Source organism: Pseudoalteromonas sp. AWH4_217 (genome assembly GCF_056161105.1).
In genome coordinates this window covers 93,675-115,358 of sequence record NZ_JBSWYM010000003.1, presented here as the reverse complement: position 1 = coordinate 115,358, position 21,684 = coordinate 93,675, and the positions used below count along the sequence as shown (strand labels likewise).

The 21,684-nt window shown below is 47.1% G+C and carries 17 protein-coding genes; 6 read left to right on the top strand and 11 right to left on the bottom strand.

Going from position 1 to position 21,684, the window contains the following annotated elements; all coding sequences use genetic code 11:
- Positions 1-53: 53 nt before the first annotated feature.
- Positions 54-1,262 carry a diguanylate cyclase gene (locus tag ACXAH1_RS03885; RefSeq protein WP_475193982.1) on the bottom strand — a complete coding sequence of 403 codons (1,209 nt, stop codon included), beginning with the start codon at positions 1,260-1,262 and terminating at the stop codon, positions 54-56.
- 212 nt (positions 1,263-1,474) lie between these two features.
- Between ACXAH1_RS03885 and ACXAH1_RS03880 the strand changes: the two genes are divergently transcribed.
- From ACXAH1_RS03880 to ACXAH1_RS03865, 4 genes are all read left to right on the top strand, one after another.
- Positions 1,475-2,944, top strand: a complete 1,470-nt coding sequence (locus ACXAH1_RS03880; RefSeq protein ID WP_475193979.1) for an ethylbenzene dehydrogenase-related protein — start codon at positions 1,475-1,477, stop codon at positions 2,942-2,944.
- Entirely contained in the window at positions 2,941-3,639 is a 699-nt protein-coding gene (locus ACXAH1_RS03875; RefSeq protein WP_475193978.1) for an Lcl C-terminal domain-containing protein, read from the top strand. Before ACXAH1_RS03880 ends, ACXAH1_RS03875 begins: the two co-directional genes overlap by 4 nt.
- Positions 3,640-3,642: 3 nt before the next feature.
- Positions 3,643-5,601: a pre-peptidase C-terminal domain-containing protein gene (locus ACXAH1_RS03870; RefSeq protein ID WP_475193977.1), complete on the top strand. Its 1,959-nt coding sequence runs from the start codon at positions 3,643-3,645 to the stop codon at positions 5,599-5,601.
- 95 nt (positions 5,602-5,696) lie between these two features.
- On the top strand, positions 5,697-6,137 hold the full coding sequence (locus ACXAH1_RS03865) for a VOC family protein (protein WP_475193975.1): 441 nt from the start codon (positions 5,697-5,699) through the stop codon (positions 6,135-6,137).
- Between the two features lie 68 nt (positions 6,138-6,205).
- On the opposite strand, the gene ACXAH1_RS03860 is transcribed toward ACXAH1_RS03865, so the two are convergent.
- From ACXAH1_RS03860 to ACXAH1_RS03850, 3 genes are all read right to left on the bottom strand, one after another.
- Positions 6,206-6,904, bottom strand: coding sequence for a substrate-binding periplasmic protein (locus ACXAH1_RS03860; protein ID WP_475193974.1), 699 nt, complete (start codon positions 6,902-6,904; stop codon positions 6,206-6,208).
- A 170-nt stretch (positions 6,905-7,074) separates the two neighbouring features.
- Positions 7,075-9,852 carry a collagenase gene (locus ACXAH1_RS03855; RefSeq protein WP_475193973.1) on the bottom strand — a complete coding sequence of 926 codons (2,778 nt, stop codon included), beginning with the start codon at positions 9,850-9,852 and terminating at the stop codon, positions 7,075-7,077.
- Positions 9,853-10,493: 641 nt separating this feature from the next.
- Positions 10,494-10,790, bottom strand: a complete 297-nt coding sequence (locus ACXAH1_RS03850) for a hypothetical protein (protein ID WP_475193971.1) — start codon at positions 10,788-10,790, stop codon at positions 10,494-10,496.
- A 496-nt stretch (positions 10,791-11,286) separates the two neighbouring features.
- On the opposite strand from ACXAH1_RS03850, the gene ACXAH1_RS03845 reads away from it, so the two are divergent.
- Positions 11,287-11,568, top strand: a complete 282-nt coding sequence (locus ACXAH1_RS03845) for a DUF7710 domain-containing protein (protein WP_475193970.1) — start codon at positions 11,287-11,289, stop codon at positions 11,566-11,568.
- A gap of 128 nt (positions 11,569-11,696) precedes the next feature.
- The gene (locus ACXAH1_RS03840) at positions 11,697-12,017 is read left to right on the top strand and encodes a hypothetical protein (RefSeq protein WP_475193966.1); all 321 of its coding nucleotides are present in this window, start codon (positions 11,697-11,699) and stop codon (positions 12,015-12,017) included.
- A 135-nt stretch (positions 12,018-12,152) separates the two neighbouring features.
- Here the strand turns inward: ACXAH1_RS03840 and ACXAH1_RS03835 are convergent, their stop codons facing one another.
- The 7 genes from ACXAH1_RS03835 to carA form a co-directional block, all read right to left on the bottom strand.
- Positions 12,153-14,225 (bottom strand): ATP-binding protein, encoded by a 2,073-nt coding sequence (locus ACXAH1_RS03835; protein ID WP_475193965.1) that lies wholly within the window; start codon positions 14,223-14,225, stop codon positions 12,153-12,155.
- Positions 14,222-15,700, bottom strand: a complete 1,479-nt coding sequence (locus ACXAH1_RS03830; protein ID WP_475193963.1) for an SIR2 family protein — start codon at positions 15,698-15,700, stop codon at positions 14,222-14,224. Before ACXAH1_RS03830 ends, ACXAH1_RS03835 begins: the two co-directional genes overlap by 4 nt.
- A gap of 307 nt (positions 15,701-16,007) precedes the next feature.
- On the bottom strand, positions 16,008-16,259 hold the full coding sequence (locus ACXAH1_RS03825; RefSeq protein WP_046003101.1) for an HP1242/YdcH family protein: 252 nt from the start codon (positions 16,257-16,259) through the stop codon (positions 16,008-16,010).
- Between the two features lie 13 nt (positions 16,260-16,272).
- Complete coding sequence (locus ACXAH1_RS03820) at positions 16,273-16,587, bottom strand: TraR/DksA family transcriptional regulator (protein ID WP_475193960.1); 315 nt, start codon at positions 16,585-16,587, stop codon at positions 16,273-16,275.
- A gap of 130 nt (positions 16,588-16,717) precedes the next feature.
- On the bottom strand, positions 16,718-17,194 hold the full coding sequence (gene greA / locus ACXAH1_RS03815; protein ID WP_046003103.1) for a transcription elongation factor GreA: 477 nt from the start codon (positions 17,192-17,194) through the stop codon (positions 16,718-16,720).
- A gap of 45 nt (positions 17,195-17,239) precedes the next feature.
- The gene (gene carB, locus ACXAH1_RS03810) at positions 17,240-20,458 is read right to left on the bottom strand and encodes a carbamoyl-phosphate synthase large subunit (RefSeq protein ID WP_475193957.1); all 3,219 of its coding nucleotides are present in this window, start codon (positions 20,456-20,458) and stop codon (positions 17,240-17,242) included.
- A gap of 17 nt (positions 20,459-20,475) precedes the next feature.
- Positions 20,476-21,612, bottom strand: coding sequence for a glutamine-hydrolyzing carbamoyl-phosphate synthase small subunit (carA, locus tag ACXAH1_RS03805; RefSeq protein WP_475193956.1), 1,137 nt, complete (start codon positions 21,610-21,612; stop codon positions 20,476-20,478).
- Positions 21,613-21,684: the final 72 nt, after the last annotated feature.

Sequence of the window (21,684 nt, the reverse complement as noted above, 5' to 3'; positions counted from 1 at the left end):
GCAAAAACCAACGTAGATAGATTTTCAACATTTAAGATGGATTGAGGATTTTATCACCGAATCTCAGACTCATCGTAAAAATATGCCTGATTCTTACCCAGCTCTTTTGAAGAGTACAAAGCACTGTCAGCGCACTTCAACAAAGCCTCTGCACTGAATACACCTGTGTTATTGGCGATACCTATGCTACAACCGCATTTCACCTGCTGCCCGCCTTCCAGCTGAATAGGACTCGCAATACAGGTTATCAGACGTGAACAGATCTGCATTAATACCTGCTTTTCAAGCGGATCGGAGAGTACCACAACAAATTCGTCTCCTCCGAGGCGACATAACACGTCATAGCTGCGCAGTTCTCTTTTAATTCTCTGCGCCACTTCCTGTAATACGATATCCCCACTGTGATGACCAAAATTATCGTTAATGGGTTTAAAATCGTCTAAGTCGAGATACAAAATATGCACGCTCACCGGGCCACGTTTTGAACGCTCGGCCAGATTATTCAGCTCCCGGAATAAGAACTTGCGATTCGTCAATCCGGTCAGCGTATCGTGCAAAGCTTCGTGTTCCAGCCGCTGTTGAAGCGCTTCGCGGATCCCTATCTCTTTTTTCAGTTCAACCAAGCTGGACTCCAGCTCCTCAGTGCGCTCCGCAACTTTAATTTCCAATTCACTTTGGTAATTTTGCAAAACTTTGTTTGCCTCAACCAATGCCTGCTGGTTATTAAAGGCATCCAGTGCTGACGAGATAACATGGCTAATGGTGTATAACACATCGACGATCACGCCTGAATATTCATCCTCACGGCGATAGGACTGAATGATAAACGCGCCCATAAAGTTATTGCGATTCACTAACGGAAAACACAGCCATTGCTTGGGGACAGTACCAATAATATTTAACTCACCCTGTGCCACCAACTCCTTGAGCTGCTCAGTTGTGTAGTTGCATACAGACTGAGATTGTAATGCATACGCAGTCAGCGAATGGGCGATTTCTTCCAGTGACAGGGCTTCGAGATCTTCAGGGTTAATATCATCCTTCACATCATGAAAATAGGGAAATGTCAGACTACGATCTTCGCGATATAAAACAACGTAAAAGTTGTCCGCATAGGTCACCTTTTGCAAGATACAGTGTATATCCAGCAAAAACCGCTGGATAGAATCACTGGTATTTAAGCAGGCAACTATGTCCGTCATGCTGTCAATCACTTCACCGCTATTCAGGGAATCCATCGTCTCTAACACAAGATCACTCATCCTTTACTCACTCTGTTGCATCCTACATTTGGCACTTTAGTTAGTTTAGTCGAGGTTTTGTGGGAATGTACAAAGAAAAACAGGGAGAACCGCACCTGAGCCAACACACAAGTTAGGGCTTGACATAAAACCGCAACCCTTTAAGTTTACACTATTTAAACACAAAAATAACACCCAATAACATGCGTAAGGCTACTTTTGTTTTTCTTCATATGTTGACCATCGTATTGGTGATCTGCAGTTTGTTTACCGGCCTGAGGTTTTCTTTGCTTACTCGGGACTGGTTAAAATTCCTCAGTGCTCTGTTACCTCAGGGGGACCTGTACTTCTGGCACATCGGCAGTGCCAGTTTATTATCTGCGCTGGCTGCAGGATACCTGTTACTTTCTTTGTGGCGTCCATATCGCAGCAGCCCGAGTCACTATCACCTGTGGGTGAACCGGTTTGGTTACCTAATCATACTGGTATTACTGAGCTCCGGATGGCTGCTCTGGCTGGGGCGATTTATTGCAATCGCACAACCTCTGCACTTTTACAGTCTCTGGTTATTGCTCATATACCTGCTCATGCATGGATGGGCCTACTTCATTCAATATGGCAAATACGTTATATCCGCTTTACTGCCAAAACAACCAGACAAACACAGTATCACGGCTGTTATCAGCGTCACTGCCGGAGGCTTACTCTTATACAGCGCCGCCCAACACTCCGGTGAAACCTTAAATGTTGCATCACTCGCGCCCGAGGAGTTTATCGAGATCGACGGTCTTGGTGATGAGTCACACTGGCAGAGGGCGCCAGTTTACACAATTGAGACACACGGGGGGATCAACTTTGATGATGGCCGCAGCACCATCCAGGTTCAAGCTCTGGCAAACAGCCAGGAAAGCTATTTTCTCGTACGCTGGACAGACTCAAGTATGAGCACCAATCACCTTCCTTTGTTAAAAACGCAGGCAGGCTGGAAAATTCAGCAAAATGGGTTTTATGAGTTCGATGAGCGTACATTTTATGAAGACAAACTAGCCGTTATGCTGTCGCACTCTTGCGAAGTCGGAGCCGATAATACTGCTCAGCTGGGCAACCGCCCGCTTGATGGTAAACCGCCAAACTGGCATGGCAAGGGGTTCCACGCCAGTATGGATGGAAAAATTCGCGACCTGTGGCACTGGAAAGCGGTTCGTACCAACGACATGTACTTAGCGGACGACAACTTTTTCGGCCCCCCTGCCAAAGAGCAAAAGGGCCAACGCAGATATACGGCAGGCTACCAGCCAGACGGCAAAGAGAGCGGCGCCTATGTGATGAACTGGCAATGGTATAAGCCGGGTTTGGTTACCCCGAAACGATTGCCCGACCAAAGCAACGCACACCTGAGCGTCTTGCCCTGGTTTGGCAGCACCCCCTATACCGCCGAAAATGATGATTTTGCACCAGGCAGTACACTGTCCTCGATTCTCTATCGCTCCAATCGTTTTGAAGGTGATCGTGCCGATGTCAGGGCACGGGGAACCTGGGACAACGGCGTATGGACGCTGGAGTTAGTGCGCAAGCACGATACAGGCTCTGAGCACGATGTACCACTCACAAACGGCACCTGTATGTGGTTTTCTGCCTTTGATCATGCACAGGTTGGACATACCCGCCATATGCGCCCTGCAATTTTGAGGTACCCACTATGATCGCCCGAATACTCATGTCGCTGGCCGCTGTTTTAATTGTGGCTTCTGTGCTTTGGCTGGACCCGGCAACTCCGGTGGCGCAACCGCATCCCAGGTATGTCAAACTGGATGAACATGGCAGTCCTCTGTCTCCATGGCAAGGGCCCTGGTCCTGCGTGCTGGATACGTCACAGCAGCTGGTGTGGGAAGTTAAAACCGACAGCGAAAACATCCATGATGGCTACTGGACATATTCCTGGTACCTGTCAGGCGACCCCCGCTCTTCAGACCGGGCAAGAGGCGAAGCCAACCTTGGCGATTGCTATTTTGAAGCGAATCGTTGCGATACCCAGGACCTGATCAACAGGACCAGACAAGCTGCCTTGTGTGGCCTGACTCAATGGCGACTCCCCAGCGCACAAGAGCTTAGCAGCTTAGTGCAGCCCCCCGCCCGCCCGGGTCATGCCCATATTGCTCAGGACTTTTTCCCCCATATGAAGCACGGAGACTACTGGAGTGGCGATCACTCTCAACCTCTGTCTGGCCATTATCGGCGCTTTAAACAAGGCGCTCTGGCCGTTAATTTTCATACCGGTAAACAGTACTCGTTGCCCTATCGCAATGCCGCATTCGTGCTATTGGTGGCCGATCTGCCATCAGAGCATCACTCTTCACGCACCTCAGGCGTGACTCATCAACCAACAACAGGAAACTAGGATATGAGAGTGCTTTTAGCAGGCCTCACTACCGTAAGCTTATTTACCTCAGCTGCATACAGTGCCAGTGACTATCACCGCTTAATCTGGGATACCGATCCCAGTCATCAGGCCACGGTGGGTTTTACACCCACAAGTGGAAGTGGTCATTTTGTCAAATATGGTACCACCACGAATGAACAAAACTGGCAGGTAAAGCAGCCCACCGCAACCGCCGTTTTTGATGGTAGTCTCAACAGCCAGTTCGTCACCCTGACAGGGCTCAGTGCCAACACAGCCATCTATTATCGGGTGTGCGACAACGCCGGCTGTGGTCAGCGGATGTGGTTTAAAACGGCGCCAGACACCACCACAGGGTTTGTTGCAGTAGCGGGCGGAGACACTCGAACAGGCTGGACAACACGACGTGAAGGCAATGCACTGATAGCCAAGATCCGCCCTCTGTTTATTATGCATGGGGGCGATTATACCAATGCCAATTCAGCCCAGGAAATGCGTGAGTACCTCAAAGACTGGCAGCTGACCTTTTCTGATGACGTTATCGATGGGCAAAGCTACAAACGCATCTACCCGTTTGTTGCCACCTTTGGTAACCATGAAGACGACAACTTTAAAACCCTGTGTCAGGTTTTTGGGGTTGACTATGACCAAGACGGTGCCTGTACCAATAAAGATAGTTACGGCGCCTTTAACATCGCTAACCTGCTGCGCGTCTACACCTTAAACAGCCAATACAAAGACAGTGGCTGGTCCAGCCATGCGACCGCCATGAACAACTGGCTTAAACAAGACCTGCAAAGCAATGGTGCCGGTGCCAAATGGCGTATTGCTCAGTATCACAAGCCTATGTACCCACATTACTCAGGGAAATCGGACAATACTATTTTGCATACCTGGTGGGCAGACTTGTTCTATCAGCATGGAATGAACCTGGTCGTTGAATCTGATACGCACATCAATAAGCTGACCGAAGCGTTGCAACCTTCGGGTTCAGGGTTTACCAAAACGACCACCGGCGGCACCGTGTACGTGGGTGAAGGTAGCTGGGGTGCTCCCGCTCGTTCAGCCAACGACCCGAAAAGCTGGACCATTGATTTAGCCAGTATTCAGCAGTTTAAAGTGTTAAGTGTGACTGCGGACAGCATGAAAGTGCAAACGGCTCAGTTTACTGCCGGTGCTGATACACTCACACGTGAACAACGCGCTGCCGACGTCCTTGCTCTGCCTGCCAATATCAGTTGGTGGTATGCCAGTGAGCTTGGAGAAACCATGACGCTTAAGCGTGCCACCAATTCGCTTTCAATCATTGACAGAGACAGTGGTCCGGTTGACCCGGGCAATGAGCTACAAAATGGCCAGCCAGTCGGTAACCTCGCAGGTAGTGCCGACAGTGAAAAGGTGTTCACTATGGTTGTACCAGAGGGCGCAACCAATCTGCGCTTTACTATGAGTGGCGGTAGTGGCGATGCCGATCTGTATGTGCGTTTTGCACAAAAACCAACGACCTCAACATATGATTGCCGCCCATATAAAGATGGTAATAATGAAACCTGTACCATCAGCAACGTACAGGCGGGTACCTATTATATTGTTGTCCGCGGTTACAAAGCCTTCTCTGGCGTATCATTAGTCGGCCAGTATGATCTGGGTACACCACCGGGCGATGGCAATAAGCAAGTATGGAGCGGGTTAAGTGCAACCGCAGGAAGCTGGATCCACAAAACCTTCGACGTGCCTGCCAGTGCCACTAAGCTCACCGTGAGCACCTCTGGCGGCACTGGTGATGCCGATCTTTATGTACGTTTCGGCGCGCAGCCAACCTCTTCACGTTATGATTGTCGCCCTTATGAAGATGGCAATGTGGAAACCTGCACACAAACGCAGCCTCAAACCGGCACCTGGCATATTTCTGTCAAAGCCTATAAAGACTTCAGCGGCGTGACATTAACCGCAGAGTATTGATAGTCTGACGCAACAAGGAGAGTAATCACCCTACTCTCCTTGATTTTTACTCATCTGCCCTTATCTTTGACACCTGAATAAACAGGGGCAATTTTATGAAATATCTGCACACTATGGTTCGGGTTGAAAACCTGGATGCATCTTTAAACTTTTACTGTAACCTGCTGGGATTAGTAGAAGTTAAACGTAAAGACAGTGAAGCCGGGCGCTTTACTCTGGTTTATCTGGCAGCACCCACCCAGCTGGATGAAGCGAAAACCAGCTTTTCACCGACCATTGAACTGACCTACAACTGGGATACAGAGCAGTACAGTGGCGGGCGCAATTTTGGTCACCTGGCCTTTGCTGTTGAAGACATCTACGCACTGTGTGAAAAACTCCAGGCTGCGGGCGTCACCATTAACCGGCCACCAAGATGTGGGCATATGGCCTTCATTAAATCTCCCGACGGTATCTCGATTGAACTATTACAACAGGGCGAGCCGTTACCTCCTCGGGAGCCGTGGCTGAGCATGGAAAACACCGGCAGCTGGTAACTTAAAACGCTTCGATTAAGGTATACAGGTAGCGAAGTGCCGCAGCCAGTCAAAACGCTGGCACCTCGCTACTTCGCTGTGCCGGGGCCGGCATCAATCTGGTAACGACTCAATAGCTGAGTCAGTTTACTGCGAAAGCTCGCCTCATTTAATGTGGTAGCTAAACGTTCAAACTGTGATTGCAGCTGTGGAGGTGCCAGCATGGCTCTGTAATAAGACTCATGCGGCTGTTTAGACAAATGGAAATGCTCCTGCCAGCGGTTCTTTTTAATAAAGTAGTTGAGTGTGGAACGACTCACAATGGCAAAGTCCACACGCTCGCGCAGCGCCAGCTCCAGCAAGCCTTCTTCACTGTTGGCATCGACCCGCTCCAACACCCCGGTGCTGACCGGTTTTACTGTACGAAAGTAGTGATAACCCAAAATGCCACCAAATTTTTTATTACTCATTGAGGCCACCCCATCATATTCAAAGGGGTTTTCGGCACAGGACACAAACTCATCGGTATCGTACATCAGTGGCTCACTCCACAAGTAGCGAGTCTTATCCGGGTCTTTAAACCAGACGGGGTGCACACCCAGTACCGCACCATTTAAGGTCTGCTCATTGAGATCCCGCTCGATGCGTCTGCGAGGCAAATAAATCAATTTATAGCGTGTGTGAGACTGCGAAGCGTTAAGCAGTGTCACAAAGTCGAAGTACAAGCCTTGTTGCTCTGCCAGATTCACTATGTAAGGGGGCTTGTTGTGATAGACAAATATATTCATTCGTTCAGCTGCATATACGGGTAATAGCATACTGAAGAGGGTTAAGGTGAAGCTGACTATCAACAGGTTTATTTTCACAAATGACTGCCATAAAAAGGCTGGGAAGACTCTCTAAATCTAGAGCCTTTCTCCCCAACCTTCAAGCACATTGGTTAAATACGCTTAACGATTTAGTTGCACCATCCATCGTTATAGGTCACTTGCACAGTCGCACCGACAGGCGCGCCACTGACCTTAAGGTATCCCCAATACTGGCTTTGAGCACTCAGGTTAATACACTCACTGTTACCTGCCCGGTAAGATCCGGCCTCAACATTATTGTCGTTCGGCCACCCCTGGTTACTGTACTCCAGTGTCAGATCACCGTTACCATGGGCTGTTTCGATTCGAATGCTCTGCTGGCCACTGACGTTTTCCAGACTAAACCACATTGGATCCTGACTGCCCATACACACAGCAACGCCCTCTGACAGCCGCCCACCAGACACGCTCCCCTGAGTCACACAGGTATCAGGTAAAGCCGCTACCGGCGCGGTATAGCTGGCAATCAGGTTAACGTCGGCATATGCATTGTAGCCTCTGAGCATAATGTAATATTCACCAGCTTTTGGTGTCGCAACGTCACAACGCTCTGCATTGCCGCCAATATAAGGCCGACAGTCGTAGGTGTCCAGCGTAGGTTGCTCCGCATGACGCAGATATAAGTCAACATCTCCGCTGCCATCACTGGTACTGACGGTCAGGTTCGTTGCACCTGCTGGAAGCTGAATTTTAAAGTACTTCAGTTCATCCTGGGCGCCAGCAACACGCACTGCCTGACCATTTTGCAGCTCAGTGATCCCCTGAGCTGCTTCAATCACGGCCTGAGTGGTCACTTGATGTGCTAGGCCCTCACTGTCGGTTACTTTTAATGTCACCGTGTAATTTCCAGCATCCCCGTAAGTATGTGTAGGGCTGGCCTGGGTGCTCTGCGCGCCATCGCCAAATTGCCACAGATAACTCAGGCTTTGACCTTCCGGATCTGAGCTGCCCTGGCTGCTAAAGCGCACAGATGCGCCGGCTGTGCCCTGATATGGACCATTTATAACCGCTGTCGGCGCCTGGTTTGTATCGCCAGCCAGTTGTTGCGTCCACTGGGTAAACTCGTTGCCATATTGCGCAGCCCAGTTATTCATGCGCGCCTTGTAAGCACTCCAGTTACCGACCCGGGTTTCTCCCAGCATGGCATTCACTTCATCTTTGTGTGTTTCAACCATAAAGCGCACAGCAAGATAACCCCAGCGATAGATACGATCCTGGTCAAAACCATCATAAGTTGTTTCAAATACTTCGCCTAACTGATAGGTACTTCCGTCTTTGATCGTATCTATGGCGCGCTGATTGTCGTTCAGGTTGGCCACATATTCTGCCACCCCTTCGCTCCACCAGACAATGGCCTCCGTTGGGGCATTAAAGTCGCCGTACAGATCAAATCGTCCGTCGAGGTAATGCACATACTCGTGCTCCAGATTCCACACATAGTGATCAGCCTTCGCGTAGCTGGCTTCATAAGCGATGAAGTTTGCCTGGTTACCGACAACACTCGGATCTCCTTCGAGATACATTCCGCCGTTGTCGGTGTTTATACCAAATATCGGGCCCGCATATTTCTTGTAATCTGCGCTGCTGTTAAAGATATTAACCTGCAGCATGGTGTTATTATCATCAGCGACGGGCGTTTGATTGGTTTCGAGCATGGAATGAAAGCGCGTCTCTTCTGCTGCCATGGTGTCACAGGCAGACAAATGCTGCGCCTGTGTCATCTCCTGAGAGCGAATACGGATAGTGCTGCTACACTGATAGCTCTGCGACAACGCTTTACCAATCAGCTCCTCTTTAAACCCACAGATCCCGAAATCATTACAATCCGCGTAATAGGTCGCAACATCAGCGGCACCAAGCCAGATCCCATCACCATAGCCATAGCTCTGGTAGGTAGAGAACAGAGATTTCAGGGCTGTATCGACGGCTGGCTGGATTGATGTTCCTGTATAATTCTTGAGCCTGGCAAGCTCTCTGCCGGCATTAATGATCATGAATTCAGCATCCGACCCCAGCATCCAGCTTTGTTTGGTAAAGTTAGCCAGTAAACTCACCAGCTCTGCATCTTTACCGACAAGCGCAACGAAATCGCTGTTCCACTGCCCGCGGAATAAAATGGTAAATATGCCATTCACCGCACCACGCATATGCCAGCTGGTCGCATAGCTTTCGCTCCAGCGAGACAACCAGGCTTTCACGACTGGCAGATAAACATGCTGAAGTTCGGAAGAATCCATAGTGGTGATCACTTCGCTAAGTACTTCGCCATGCGCATCGTTGTTGTCATAGAAATGGCTATTGGCCACAAACGCATCCAGCGCGCCCTTAACCGCAGTTTGCACACTGCCGTCGAAGGTCACTGAGTCATTATAAAACTCGACGTAAAAACCGGCCCGAATAAACAAGAAAAACGCTTCCAGATCGGCACTGCCAGTCCCTGAATAATTCACAGACAAGGTCTTTGCCTGCGCAGCGACGGCCAGCATTTTTGCGGTTGTAAAGGTGGCAACCTGAGTATCAGAAGGTGCACTGAACAGATCATTGACACAACTTGCACCTTGCTCTGTGATTTGTGCCACGATAGTCGATGCACTTGCGTTGGCGAACCCGCTCAGGTTACACCCGCTTGCCAGCTCAACCTGTGATGAAGCCAAATGCATTTCTACCGGCAAATGCGAATGCATTACAGAGTCACGGGCTGCTGTTGGTGCATTGTCTTGTGCAGTGTGGTTATGACCTTCGTCACCATGAGCCAGCTGTAAATCAGCAGCGTTCAGTGGTTTAAATTGTCTTTCAACTTGTTGCTGCGTCGCCTGCACACTAGTGCATAGCAAGGGAAGCGCAGCGAGTATTGCTTTTATTTTCATAATGTAACCTTATTAGAATGTGTATCCAAACCCCATAAGAGGTGACATATTATTAACACCGATTTCATTATGTATACAATATAATTTATATAATTTTATTGAATATGCCTCCTTACTTTTCCTTTTAAGCATTATTTATTCATTTAAGTCAGAAAGTTAGCGGTTATGTGACAGAAAAAAGAGTGCGCTTGCCCTGTTTGTTGTTCGAAAAACAGCCCAGCAAACCAAAAATATATAGCAAAAACATCAACAAACCGGCTGTACAGTTTTGCAGTTATCAGCAACCTGTTAACCAAGCAGTATGACAATGCGGTGAGAGGCAAAAGTAAAAAGCGCTGGACTAAAGGCAGGCATACCCATGATCCATGGTTAACGTGTAGCACCGCCATTAAGCGTGAAAGATAGAATGTTCATTGCCATACAGATCTGTATAGGGGAAAGTAACGATGAAGTCTGTGACAGTATCCAGTTTGTAAGATTAGCTAAGTGCAGACAGTGCCTGAATTGATGCACTTTTGTCAGTCAGGCGCTGCCACTGAGCCCACTCAAGACCCTGGCAACTATTTATCACCTGAGTGTCGCGCTAAAACAGCACATAATGCGGCTGAGGAAAGTGTTAGCCGCCTATCGCTCAGCGCAGGTTAATTATTTTGTAATTCAGTGATAGACACTATGCCATAATGCTCAATCGTGACTATAAGGGTCTTATGCTCTAGTCTCAGCGGATACTGACCATCGGGGAGCCGCCTTGCCGTCAGGTTATTCAGGCCAACAATCAGTCCGTCCAGGTCACTGCCCTGCCGCTGTCCCTCAACGCCACGCCCTCGCATATACTCCATACCTTGCTGCAGGCACTTTTCAACAACAGCATCAGCCACCTTTCGGCCCGCCTGGTGTTTCAGCGACTTAAACAGTAACCCTTTGATTAAAGAAAACATAATACTTCCTATATGCGATAACTATAATGCAGGAAGTGTAGCAAAGCTGGGTCCAGAGGAGTATGACAAATCGTTTCAAAGTATGTAGGTGTGCGCTTGGGTGGGCGAACATTCGATTGAATGTCGGTTTCTCTATTGGGAGACCGGTAACAAGAATGAAGGATGTAAAAGACTCCAAGCACCACACTCGAATAGTCTGCGGGGCCTCGAGGGCGCATTTTGCAAGCATGAGTAGAAAAGGTGATTTCATGAACGTTCCATTTGGTAAGGTTGATACTGGATGTATAGACAGCATTTTGACTGTTGTCCAATAACATTATTACGTGCCGTTTTGTCCAGTTTTCACACACCTGTGTTTTTGCAGGTTGCAACCGATTGTTTACTTTGAGTTTGTTCCGTGGGACCATAAGGGTATGTAATACAACCCGTTTTGTCGGTTTATGTTCCGACATTTTGGGGTAGAATAAATTGTTATAAGCCCTTTGGAGTTTTGTGAATGAAGTCGGTATGGGTGTTCAATAAAAACAATGCAGACTTTTCTGGCGGTGTTTTCAGTGAGCTCGAATTAGCTGAAAGTTGGATAAAAGAAAACTCACTAACTGGAATTCTAACTAAATATCCACTTGATCAAGGTGTATTTGACTGGGCTGTAGAAAATGGCATGCATAATATTAAGCCAGAAAAACTAGCTGAAAAAAGTAAACAGCCCAATTTTATTGGTGGCTTTACTGCAGCTAGCCAAGAACATTATCATTACGAAAATGGTGCTCGTTCATAGGGCTTATAACAAAGCAAATTAAAAGTGCGGACAAAAACCAGTTGGCTTTACTCGTACCTCACAAATTGTAGCCAACTAATTTTTGCCGTTTATTTGCGGCGTTAGCTATACCGTAAGGTGATTGAGTAATGGAAGAACTGTTAAGCAGTTTAGATAAGTTAGTAGTTGAACATAAGCTTGAGTCGCTAGCTTTTGAAGGTGCTAAGGCATGGGCTGCATCAGAAGACTTTGATTTAGACACTTCTATAACGTCTCAATTTAAGTACGATTTTCATGCTCATAAACTTTGTTTTAAACATGAGTTTCGACCAACACCATACATAGAGACTTACCTAAATATCGAGCTCGATGACTTGGAAGTGGGTTATTACTGTTGGGTTTCTGATTTAAATGGTGAGGTAATTGACGATATGTTAGTTATAACTGATAACGAGTTAAAGAATAGCTAACAAATAAGGATAGGTGTCGCGAAGCCGACACCTACGTGGACCATAGGCACCCACCCCAAACTGGTACGTGGACCATAGACATATATGGACGCTCCAGCTATGTCTATTCAACCATTCAACCTCTCCTGTGGATTGTTAGCTCTGCTGCCATTCCTTAACAACTTCATCCCAATCAGCATCTCGTTCAACCGCGTTCCCATCTTCATCTTTTCTTGTCCACACGCACCAGAAATCAGGGTCGTCTGAATGTGGCTGTTGCTCTTTTGTTAGGTTCTTCATTTTAACTAAAACAGGAAGCTCTGATGCCCACCCCATAAGTATTGCATGTTGCGATGGTAAAGACGGCAGCTCGCGTAGTAGTCCACGCAAGTTATCTGGCACCATTTTGTGCACTTGCTCTTGGTCTCTGTCGTTACTAATACGATGCAGAAGAAAAGTATTACATTGAGATAAAACCGTAGGTGATAACTCAGAAGGCCGTTGTGAAGAAATCATCATTCCTAGACCAAACTTTCTTCCTTCGCGTGCTATTTTTTCAAATACTTGGCAGCAAACAGCAGCAACATCCTGACTTTCGGAGTCATCACGATAGCGCTTAATAAATGTATGAGCTTCTTCGGCAACAAGCACGGTTGGTAAGGATTCGTTATTTATCCGTCTATAGCGTTGCAATGACTCAAAGATAATCCTTGAAATGACAGCAGTCACAAGATGGGTGATTTCATTTGGCACTAAAGACAGATCAATAATTGAGACGCAGCTTTCATCCTCACCTTCCCCATCCTTACCTATATAATTTTCTAACCACTTAGCTAAATCAACTCTTTGCTCTGCATCATTAGTGATAGGCTTCATTCTTGTATCAGAGAGCATGGTGCGTATTCGTGCTACCAAATATTCAACATATTGCTCACTACCATTTTCTTGAGCTAATGCTTCTAAATACGAAACTAAATTACCACCATCAAAAGGGACTGGAATATCCTCGCTTTTAGGGAAAAGCTCATCTTCATTACCACCGAAATTCTGAAATGATAATAGTATCCCATTAATTAGATTATCAACCGCGCTAACTTTTGCATTGTAGTCAGGATATCTTCCGCTTCTTTGCACACAAAAATCTTGAATATCAAGAATTAATTGATCCAAAGGCGGATGTGAGGAAGTTAATTTCGACTGGTATTCTTCAAGACTTTGCCGCCAAGCGTCTATTTTAGCCAAAAGGTTTTTGGCACCTGGAAAATCATTAAGTGATGCAGAACCTTTTGACTTATCCGCTCGTAAAGAGACAAGTATTGTTCCAAGGTACTTTTTAACCTCTAAATCCAAATTCGTATGTAATTCAAATTCTTCATTTCTCATGGCCCTCAACGAACGCTTTAGTAATGGCAACTGTGCCTTCGGGCTTGCTTGTGTAAAGGATGCCCATTCAGCACTGTTCCAGAACCAAGAAGGTACTTGTAGTTGGTTTTCACCTTGCCCAGCTTCAACTTTAAATACTCGGCCTTTAAATTTTGTATCCGGGCCTAAAGCTCGGGTATATTCACCATTTGGATCAAGCACAATAAACCGAGCATTTGGTTTCGATTCTGATACCATAGCGGCTTCTAACGACCATTGAATAAGACCGGCAACTGAACAAGATTTGCCACTACCAGTATTTCCTAGTACAGCAATATGACGGCCAAATAAGCGGTCAGGATCGACAGCAACGTTAGCGTTATTCGCAAGCGGGCTTTGTCCTATGATAACTCTACGATTATTACCTGATTCAACAATAGATCTAAGCTGTATATCTGTTGGTAGTAAGATAGCAGAACCAATGGATGGAAATGATTCTGAACCTCTCTGAAACTTGAAAGTATCAATACCTTGCTTTGAAACTCGTTTTAAAGTTCCTACAGGATTTAGACTGACTTTTTTTTGTGGGAAAGGTAGATTCACTAAACCAAAATCTTGGATATCCCTTTGTTTAGGATAAGGCGAGCGTTCAACGGCGAGCCACTCAATTTGTCCAACCAGATAACCATTATCACAAGATACTAAAACATAACTATTAACTCTTGGGAAGTTTCTTGGTGTTCCAGCATTTAAGGCAACAGAATCTGGTGAATCAATATCAAGGACAGCTCTGATTTCATTTGGTGATACAAAATCTACAGTGCCAACTCTTAATTGTTCTCCTTGCTCAACTGGTAGGGAGCTCATTCTTCACCACCAATTGTGTTTTGAATTGCAGCTGGATATAAGCCTCTTGATTTCAAAAGTTCAGCCATTCTAATTGAAGTGCGATCAATTGCGGCTTTAGGCAGGTAGTAATCAACTAATGTTTTTAAGTCTCCAAAATGACTGCCTAATAATAAAGATATTTGAGCCTGACGCCCGCTATCTTTTATGAAACTCATTATTCTTCCGAGTGGATCGCCATAGGCAATAATCACAATATGCGTGGAGGGTATTGTTAGCATATCTGTTAGAACTCGATTTATATGTTCGTCACCCAAGCTATAGCCATAGGTGACAAGGGTACTATTTGGGCGGCATGTTGCTGATGCCAAATCTCTAAACAATTCTACATAGGGGTATTCTGATGTTTCACGATCTTTGACAGAATTGGGATAAATCATCAATTGTTGGTAGTTAGCAGTACCAGAGCCCTCAACTTGTAAAAATGGCTCGACAGACGCCGCTCCAAAAGGTAGCCCAAAACGCCTTATAGCCCCTTCGTTTTCATACCAGTCTAATGAACCGTGAAGTTTAGTAAAACGAGCTACACCTTCTAAATATCTTGGTTCGCCACGTATACCAGGTGGATTGTAATGATAATCAACCTCTAAGCGAGATGATCTGAAAATTGGAGCAATACTACCGACAAATCGATCGACCAATCTAAGGCCGGCTATTTCGGCCCCTGTTTCTAAAATTCGATCATAGTTTGTAGTAAATATATGTAACCTATCACGTGTCGAAGTCCTACTTGAAAAGCTCATCAAAAAATTGACTAAATAATTAAATGTCTCCGTTTTTAACTTCGGTTCAGCGTCGCGGATTGCTTTTTCACCATTACTAACTGATTGAGCAAACAACTGTAAACATCGTGAGAGTTCTTCCCTTAACTGCTCCAACTCAGTCGGTAAATATCTATAAGGTGGGTTTGGTGGTGGCGGGGGAACTATAGGGGCTGGATTTAACGCGACAAGTATTTCTAAGCCCTTAATTAATTCATTAATAGAACGAATTTGGTCTTCAATATTTCCCTTATCCCTGCCAGCAGCTATAGCTGTTTTTTCTACATAAGCATCTAGTTCTGACTTACAAACTTTTAGATCTTCTATCCATCCCATACCTTGTGGGTTCTGACCTGTTGCAGACTGCTGAACCGCAGTGCTAAGGCCTGCACCAACAAGTAAATTAAGGTGTTCAGATTGAAAAAGTGCAGTTAACCAAGGCTCGATTCTTGAGCGTAAAGAGTCTGGAGTAATTTCATCTTCAGTTTTTGCCCAAGTGCAGCCCCCGATAACTTTAAAAGAACCATTGTCACCGTAAGGAGTCAACTCTACTGGCAATTGGTCATCGCCTAACTTTAAGTATTGAGACAATTTATATACATCCTTATTTATTGGTGACACCTGAATAGGAGCAAACAACTCAAGTCTGTCCCACTTTGATAGTTCATAACACACCAAAGCGGCTCATATTACATACCTTCATAATTCCACTAATAACTTCCAATGTAAACAAAAAGATAACATTGCGTTAAACCCCACTTTGTCACCTTACCCCAAACCGGCGAGTAATAATGTTATAGGACGAAATCAGGCACTTTGTAAAAATGTCCGTTCTTCGCTCAAAGCCACCATCAGCGCATTTACGTCACTCACAATGAGCCAAAAACAAGCGATCACTAAACCCCCGCCCTTAACACACACAAAACCGTCAGATTAAGCTCTATCAGCCAAACCTGACAGTTAAAGTTAAGACTTATTCGTCTCAAGCAACAGTCTGCGCTTTCTTAATAATAGAAAACAGCTGGTCTTTTAGGTGCAGGCGCTGTTTTTTCAGTGATTCAAGGTAGTCGTCAGAGGTGTTCTCTGCGCCGGTTTCAATGCGATGTACTTCGTGATCGCACTCGTGGTACTCCTTGAACAGGCGTGCAAAATGCGCGTCGTTCATTTTCAGGTGGTGGATCTCGTCTTTATACTCAGGAAACTCGTGGTGCAGATCATGTTTTTCAATTGTCATAATACGGTCCTTTCTATTTTGCGCATTTAATACAAGTCGTTGTGTAAGGCAGAGCGTTTAAACGCTCCGGATTGATTTGTTCTTCACAATGCTGACACAGGCCATAATTGCCCTGCTCTATTCGCAGTATCGCGTGATTGACCATGACCAGCTCTTGCTTGGCTTCCTGATGAATTTCATCCAGTACATCGTCGTTTTCACGCTCGGTGTTTTGCTCTGCAAAGTTGGCCGACCGGCCCTTTCTGAAATCGGCTTCAATGGCAGCTATCCGTTGACTCAGTTCATTTTGTTTGGATTTGAGAAAACTCGTTAATTGGTCAGCAGTCATGATGTTCTCCTTTGTTAAACTCATCATAACGCGCTGCTTTTGCGGCTCTTTGATCTGGCACAAGGTTAAGGAGTGGGCAATAAAAAACCCGACACTGGGTCGGGTTTTTGGTGCTATAGGTTAGACAAATCTAGACATATTCAACTTCGATGATGTCGTATTCAACGCTACCGTTTGGAGTTTGAATGGTCACTGAATCATCCAGTTCTTTTCCGATCAGACCACGTGCAATGGGCGAGTTAACCGAGATCAGATTGTTTTTAATGTCTGCCTCGTCGTCACCTACGATCTTGTAGGTCACTTCCTCGTCTGTATCAACATTGACTATGGTCACCGTGCTGCCAAAGATCACTTTGCCATTGTTTGCCATTTTAGTGACGTCAATAACCTGTGATGTAGACAGTTTGGCTTCAATTTCCTGGATGCGGCCTTCGCAGAATCCCTGCTGCTCACGTGCAGCGTGGTACTCGGCGTTTTCTTTCAAATCGCCGTGCTCACGCGCTTCCGCGATGTCGGCAACGATCTTAGGACGGACGACTTTCTTTAAATGGTTCAGTTCTTCACGAAGCATTTCTTCGCCTCGTACTGTCATCGGAATTGATTGCATAGTATCTCACTCATTGCCAGGGCTTGCGCCCTGGCCTTGTTCTTCTTAGTTCAAACGCTGGTGTAGCTCCTGAACAGAGTTTACAGAACTTCTGTCGTCAGCCTCATTGGCTGTACAGTTTGCAAACGCTGCGTTGAGCGTAGTGGTGTAGTTAGTCTTATGCTGAAGTGCACCACGACGTAACACCTTCGAATCTTCGATGGCCTGACGGCCTTCTGTGGTATTTACAATGTAGCTGTACTCACCGTTCTTGATGCGGTCAAGAATGTGTGGACGACCTTCAAATACCTTGTTTACGCGACGTACTTCGATGCCGGCGTCTTCCAGAGCTTGTGCTGTACCTTTGGTTGCATCCAGCTCAAAGCCAATGGCTTTCATGGTCTTAGCCAGCTCTACAACACGTGCCTTGTCACCATTGCGAACAGATAGTAGCGCGCGACCACCACGTGGTAAAGCGTTTGATGCACCTAATTGCGCTTTTGCGAAGGCTTCGGCGAAGTTTTCACCAACACCCATTACCTCACCGGTAGAGCGCATCTCAGGACCACGCATTGGGTCAACACCCTGGAACTTAGCAAATGGCAGTACCACTTCTTTTACGCTGTAGTACGGCGGGATAACTTCTTTCGTCACGCCCTGGCTTTCCAGTGACTGGCCAACCATACAACGCGCCGCCACTTTTGCCAGCGCAACACCGGTTGCTTTAGAAACAAACGGAACGGTACGCGCAGCACGCGGGTTCACTTCAATCAGGTAAACCTGACCGTCTTTGACTGCAAACTGGGTGTTCATCAGACCAACCACGCCCAGCTCAAGTGCCATGTCACGCACTTGCTTGCGCATTACGTCCTGGATTTCCTGAGACAGAGAGTGTGCTGGCAAAGAACAGGCTGAGTCACCAGAGTGAACACCGGCTTGCTCAATGTGCTCCATGATACCGCCAATGATGACGTTCTCACCGTCACAGATCGCATCAACGTCGACTTCGATGGCATCATCCAGGAAACGGTCCAGCAATACTGGTGCTTCGTTAGACACAGATACTGCTTCGGTCATATAGCGACGCAGGTCATCTTCGTCGTACACGATTTCCATCGCACGACCACCCAGTACATAAGAAGGACGTACAACCAGTGGGAAGCCGATTTCCTGAGATTTAGCAATCGCTTCTTCCAGTGACGTAACCGTCGCGTTTTCAGGCTGAAGCAGGTCAAGACGCTCAACCAGCTGTTGGAAGCGCTCACGGTCTTCCGCGCGGTCGATTGCGTCAGGAGAAGTGCCAATTACAGGCACGCCATTCGCTTCAAGGTCACGGGCCAGTTTCAGTGGTGTTTGACCACCGTACTGAACGATTACCCCTTTTGGCTTTTCAACGCGCACGATTTCAAGCACATCTTCCAATGTGATTGGCTCGAAGAACAGACGATCTGAAGTATCGTAGTCAGTTGAAACCGTTTCCGGGTTACAGTTCACCATGATGGTCTCGTAGCCGTCTTCACGCATTGCCAGCGCAGCGTGTACACAACAGTAATCGAACTCGATGCCCTGACCGATACGGTTAGGACCACCACCGATCACCATGATTTTGTCTTTGTCAGACGGTGCCGCTTCACACTCTTCATCGTAAGATGAGTACATGTAAGCGGTGTCTGAGCTGAATTCTGCTGCACACGTATCTACGCGCTTATAAACCGGCAGGATACCCAGCTGGTGACGCTTCTTGCGAATTTCTTTTTCAGATACACCGGCAATCTCAGCGATACGCGGATCTGAGAAGCCTTTACGTTTCAGGCGACGCAGGAAGTCTTTGTTCAGACCAGCCATGCCCACTTCAGCGATGGTGGCTTCGTCTTTCAGAATGTCTTCAATCTGAACCAGGTACCAGCGGTCTACTTTGGTCAGCTCGAACACTTCTTCTACGCTCATACCGTGACGCATTGCATCGGCAATGTACCAGATACGCTCTGCGCCTGGCTCACGTAGTTCACGAATGATGGTTTCTTTCGCTTTCGGGTCGTCCAGTGCCACAATTGGGTTCAGACCCGTTGCACCTACTTCCAGACCACGCAGTGCTTTTTGCAGTGATTCTTGCTGGTTACGACCAATGGCCATCACCTCACCTACTGACTTCATCTGTGTAGTCAGACGGTCGTTAGCGCCGGCAAACTTCTCAAAGTTAAAGCGTGGGATCTTAGTTACAACGTAATCGATTGACGGCTCGAATGACGCAGGGGTTGCACCGCCTGTGATGTCATTTTGTAGCTCGTCCAGGGTATAACCCACTGCCAGCTTAGCCGCAATCTTAGCAATCGGGAAACCGGTTGCTTTTGAGGCCAGTGCAGATGAGCGCGATACACGCGGGTTCATTTCAATGATAACCACACGGCCATCATCCGGGTTAACACCGAACTGAACGTTTGAACCACCGGTTTCTACGCCAATCTCACGCAATACCGCCATCGAGGCGTTACGCATGAGCTGATATTCTTTGTCAGTCAGGGTTTGTGCCGGTGCTACTGTGATTGAGTCGCCCGTGTGTACACCCATAGGGTCGAAGTTTTCGATAGAACACACAATGATGCAGTTGTCGTTTTTGTCACGCACCACTTCCATTTCGTATTCTTTCCAGCCCAGTAAGCTTTCGTCGATCAGTAGCTCGTTGGTTGGAGATAGATCAAGACCACGGGTACAAATTTCGTCGAACTCTTCCATGTTATAGGCAACACCACCACCGGTACCACCCATAGTGAAAGAAGGACGAATGATACACGGGAAGCCGATGCGCGACAGCACGTCGTGCGCTTCATCCATTGAGTGAGCAATCTCTGCGCGAGGACACTCAAGGCCGATATTCTTCATTGCCGCGTCGAAGCGTTCACGGTTTTCAGCTTTGTCGATGGCATCTGCGGTTGCACCGATCAGCTCAACACCGTGCTTAGCCAGTACGCCATGCTTGTCCAGGTCAAGCGCACAGTTTAGGGCAGTCTGACCACCCATAGTCGGTAGTACTGCATCTGGCTTTTCTTTTTCAATGATTTTTTCAACCACTTCCCAGTGAATTGGCTCGATGTATGTCGCATCGGCCATTTCCGGGTCGGTCATGATGGTTGCCGGGTTTGAGTTCACCAGAATAACCCGGTAGCCCTCTTCTCTTAGCGCTTTACACGCCTGAGCACCAGAATAGTCAAACTCACAGGCTTGGCCGATGACGATTGGGCCTGCGCCCAGGATCAGTATGCTGTTTAAGTCGGTACGTTTTGGCATTGTTACTCCGGTTCTAATTAGGCTTTACGTGCTTGCATTAATTCAATGAAGTGGTCGAACAGCGGTGCTGCATCGTGCGGACCCGGGCTCGCTTCTGGGTGACCCTGGAAGCTAAAGGCCGGCTTGTCGGTACGATGAATGCCCTGCAGGGTTCCGTCGAACAACGACTTATGCGTTGCACGCAGGTTATCTGGCAAAGTAGCCTCGTCCGCTGCGAAACCATGGTTCTGTGCAGTGATCATTACCACGTCACGGTCCAGGTCTTTCACCGGGTGGTTACCACCGTGGTGACCGAATTTCATCTTCACCGTTTGTGCACCGGATGCCAGCGCCAGTAACTGATGGCCCAAACAAATGCCAAAGATAGGCGTATCAGTTTCTAAGAAAGCTTTAATCGCATCGATTGCGTAGGTACAAGGCGCTGGGTCGCCAGGGCCATTAGACAGGAAAATACCGTCTGGATTCATCGCCAGTACTTCTGCAGCGGAGGTTTCTGCTGGTACTACGGTTAGTTTACAGCCACGGTCTACTAACATGCGAAGAATGTTCTTTTTCACACCAAAATCATACGCAACAACATGGAATTGCTCATTTTCAGCACTCAGAGTCTGAAAGCCCTGACCTAAAGTCCAGCTCCCTTCACGCCACTCGTAAGTCTGTTCTGTTGTTACGACTTTCGCTAAATCCATCCCTTTAAGGCCTGGGAACGCTTTTGCCGCTTCCAGTGCCTGCTGCTCATCAATTTCATCGCCCGCGATGATGCAGCCATTTTGAGCGCCCTTATCACGCAGGATACGCGTCAGCTTACGCGTATCTATATCGGCAATCCCAAGGATATTGCGTTCTTTTAAGTAGTCGCTTAACGATTGCTCGTTACGGAAATTACTTGCAAGCAATGGCAAATCCCGAATTACCAGACCCTTAGCCCAGATTTTATCGGCTTCTTCATCCTCACTATTAGTACCGGTATTCCCGATGTGTGGGTAAGTCAGCGTCACAATCTGTTCTGCATAAGAAGGATCCGTCAAAATTTCTTGATATCCCGTCATAGACGTATTGAATACTACCTCACCAACGGACAGGCCGTCAGCGCCAATGGCAGTACCGCGAAACACAGTGCCGTCTTCAAGGACTAAGAGAGCGGATTTAGTCAAGTTAACCTCCTAGATAGTAAAAAACGGGAGCAAGCCAACGCTTGTTTTCCCGTTTACAAAGCGCTTGGTAAC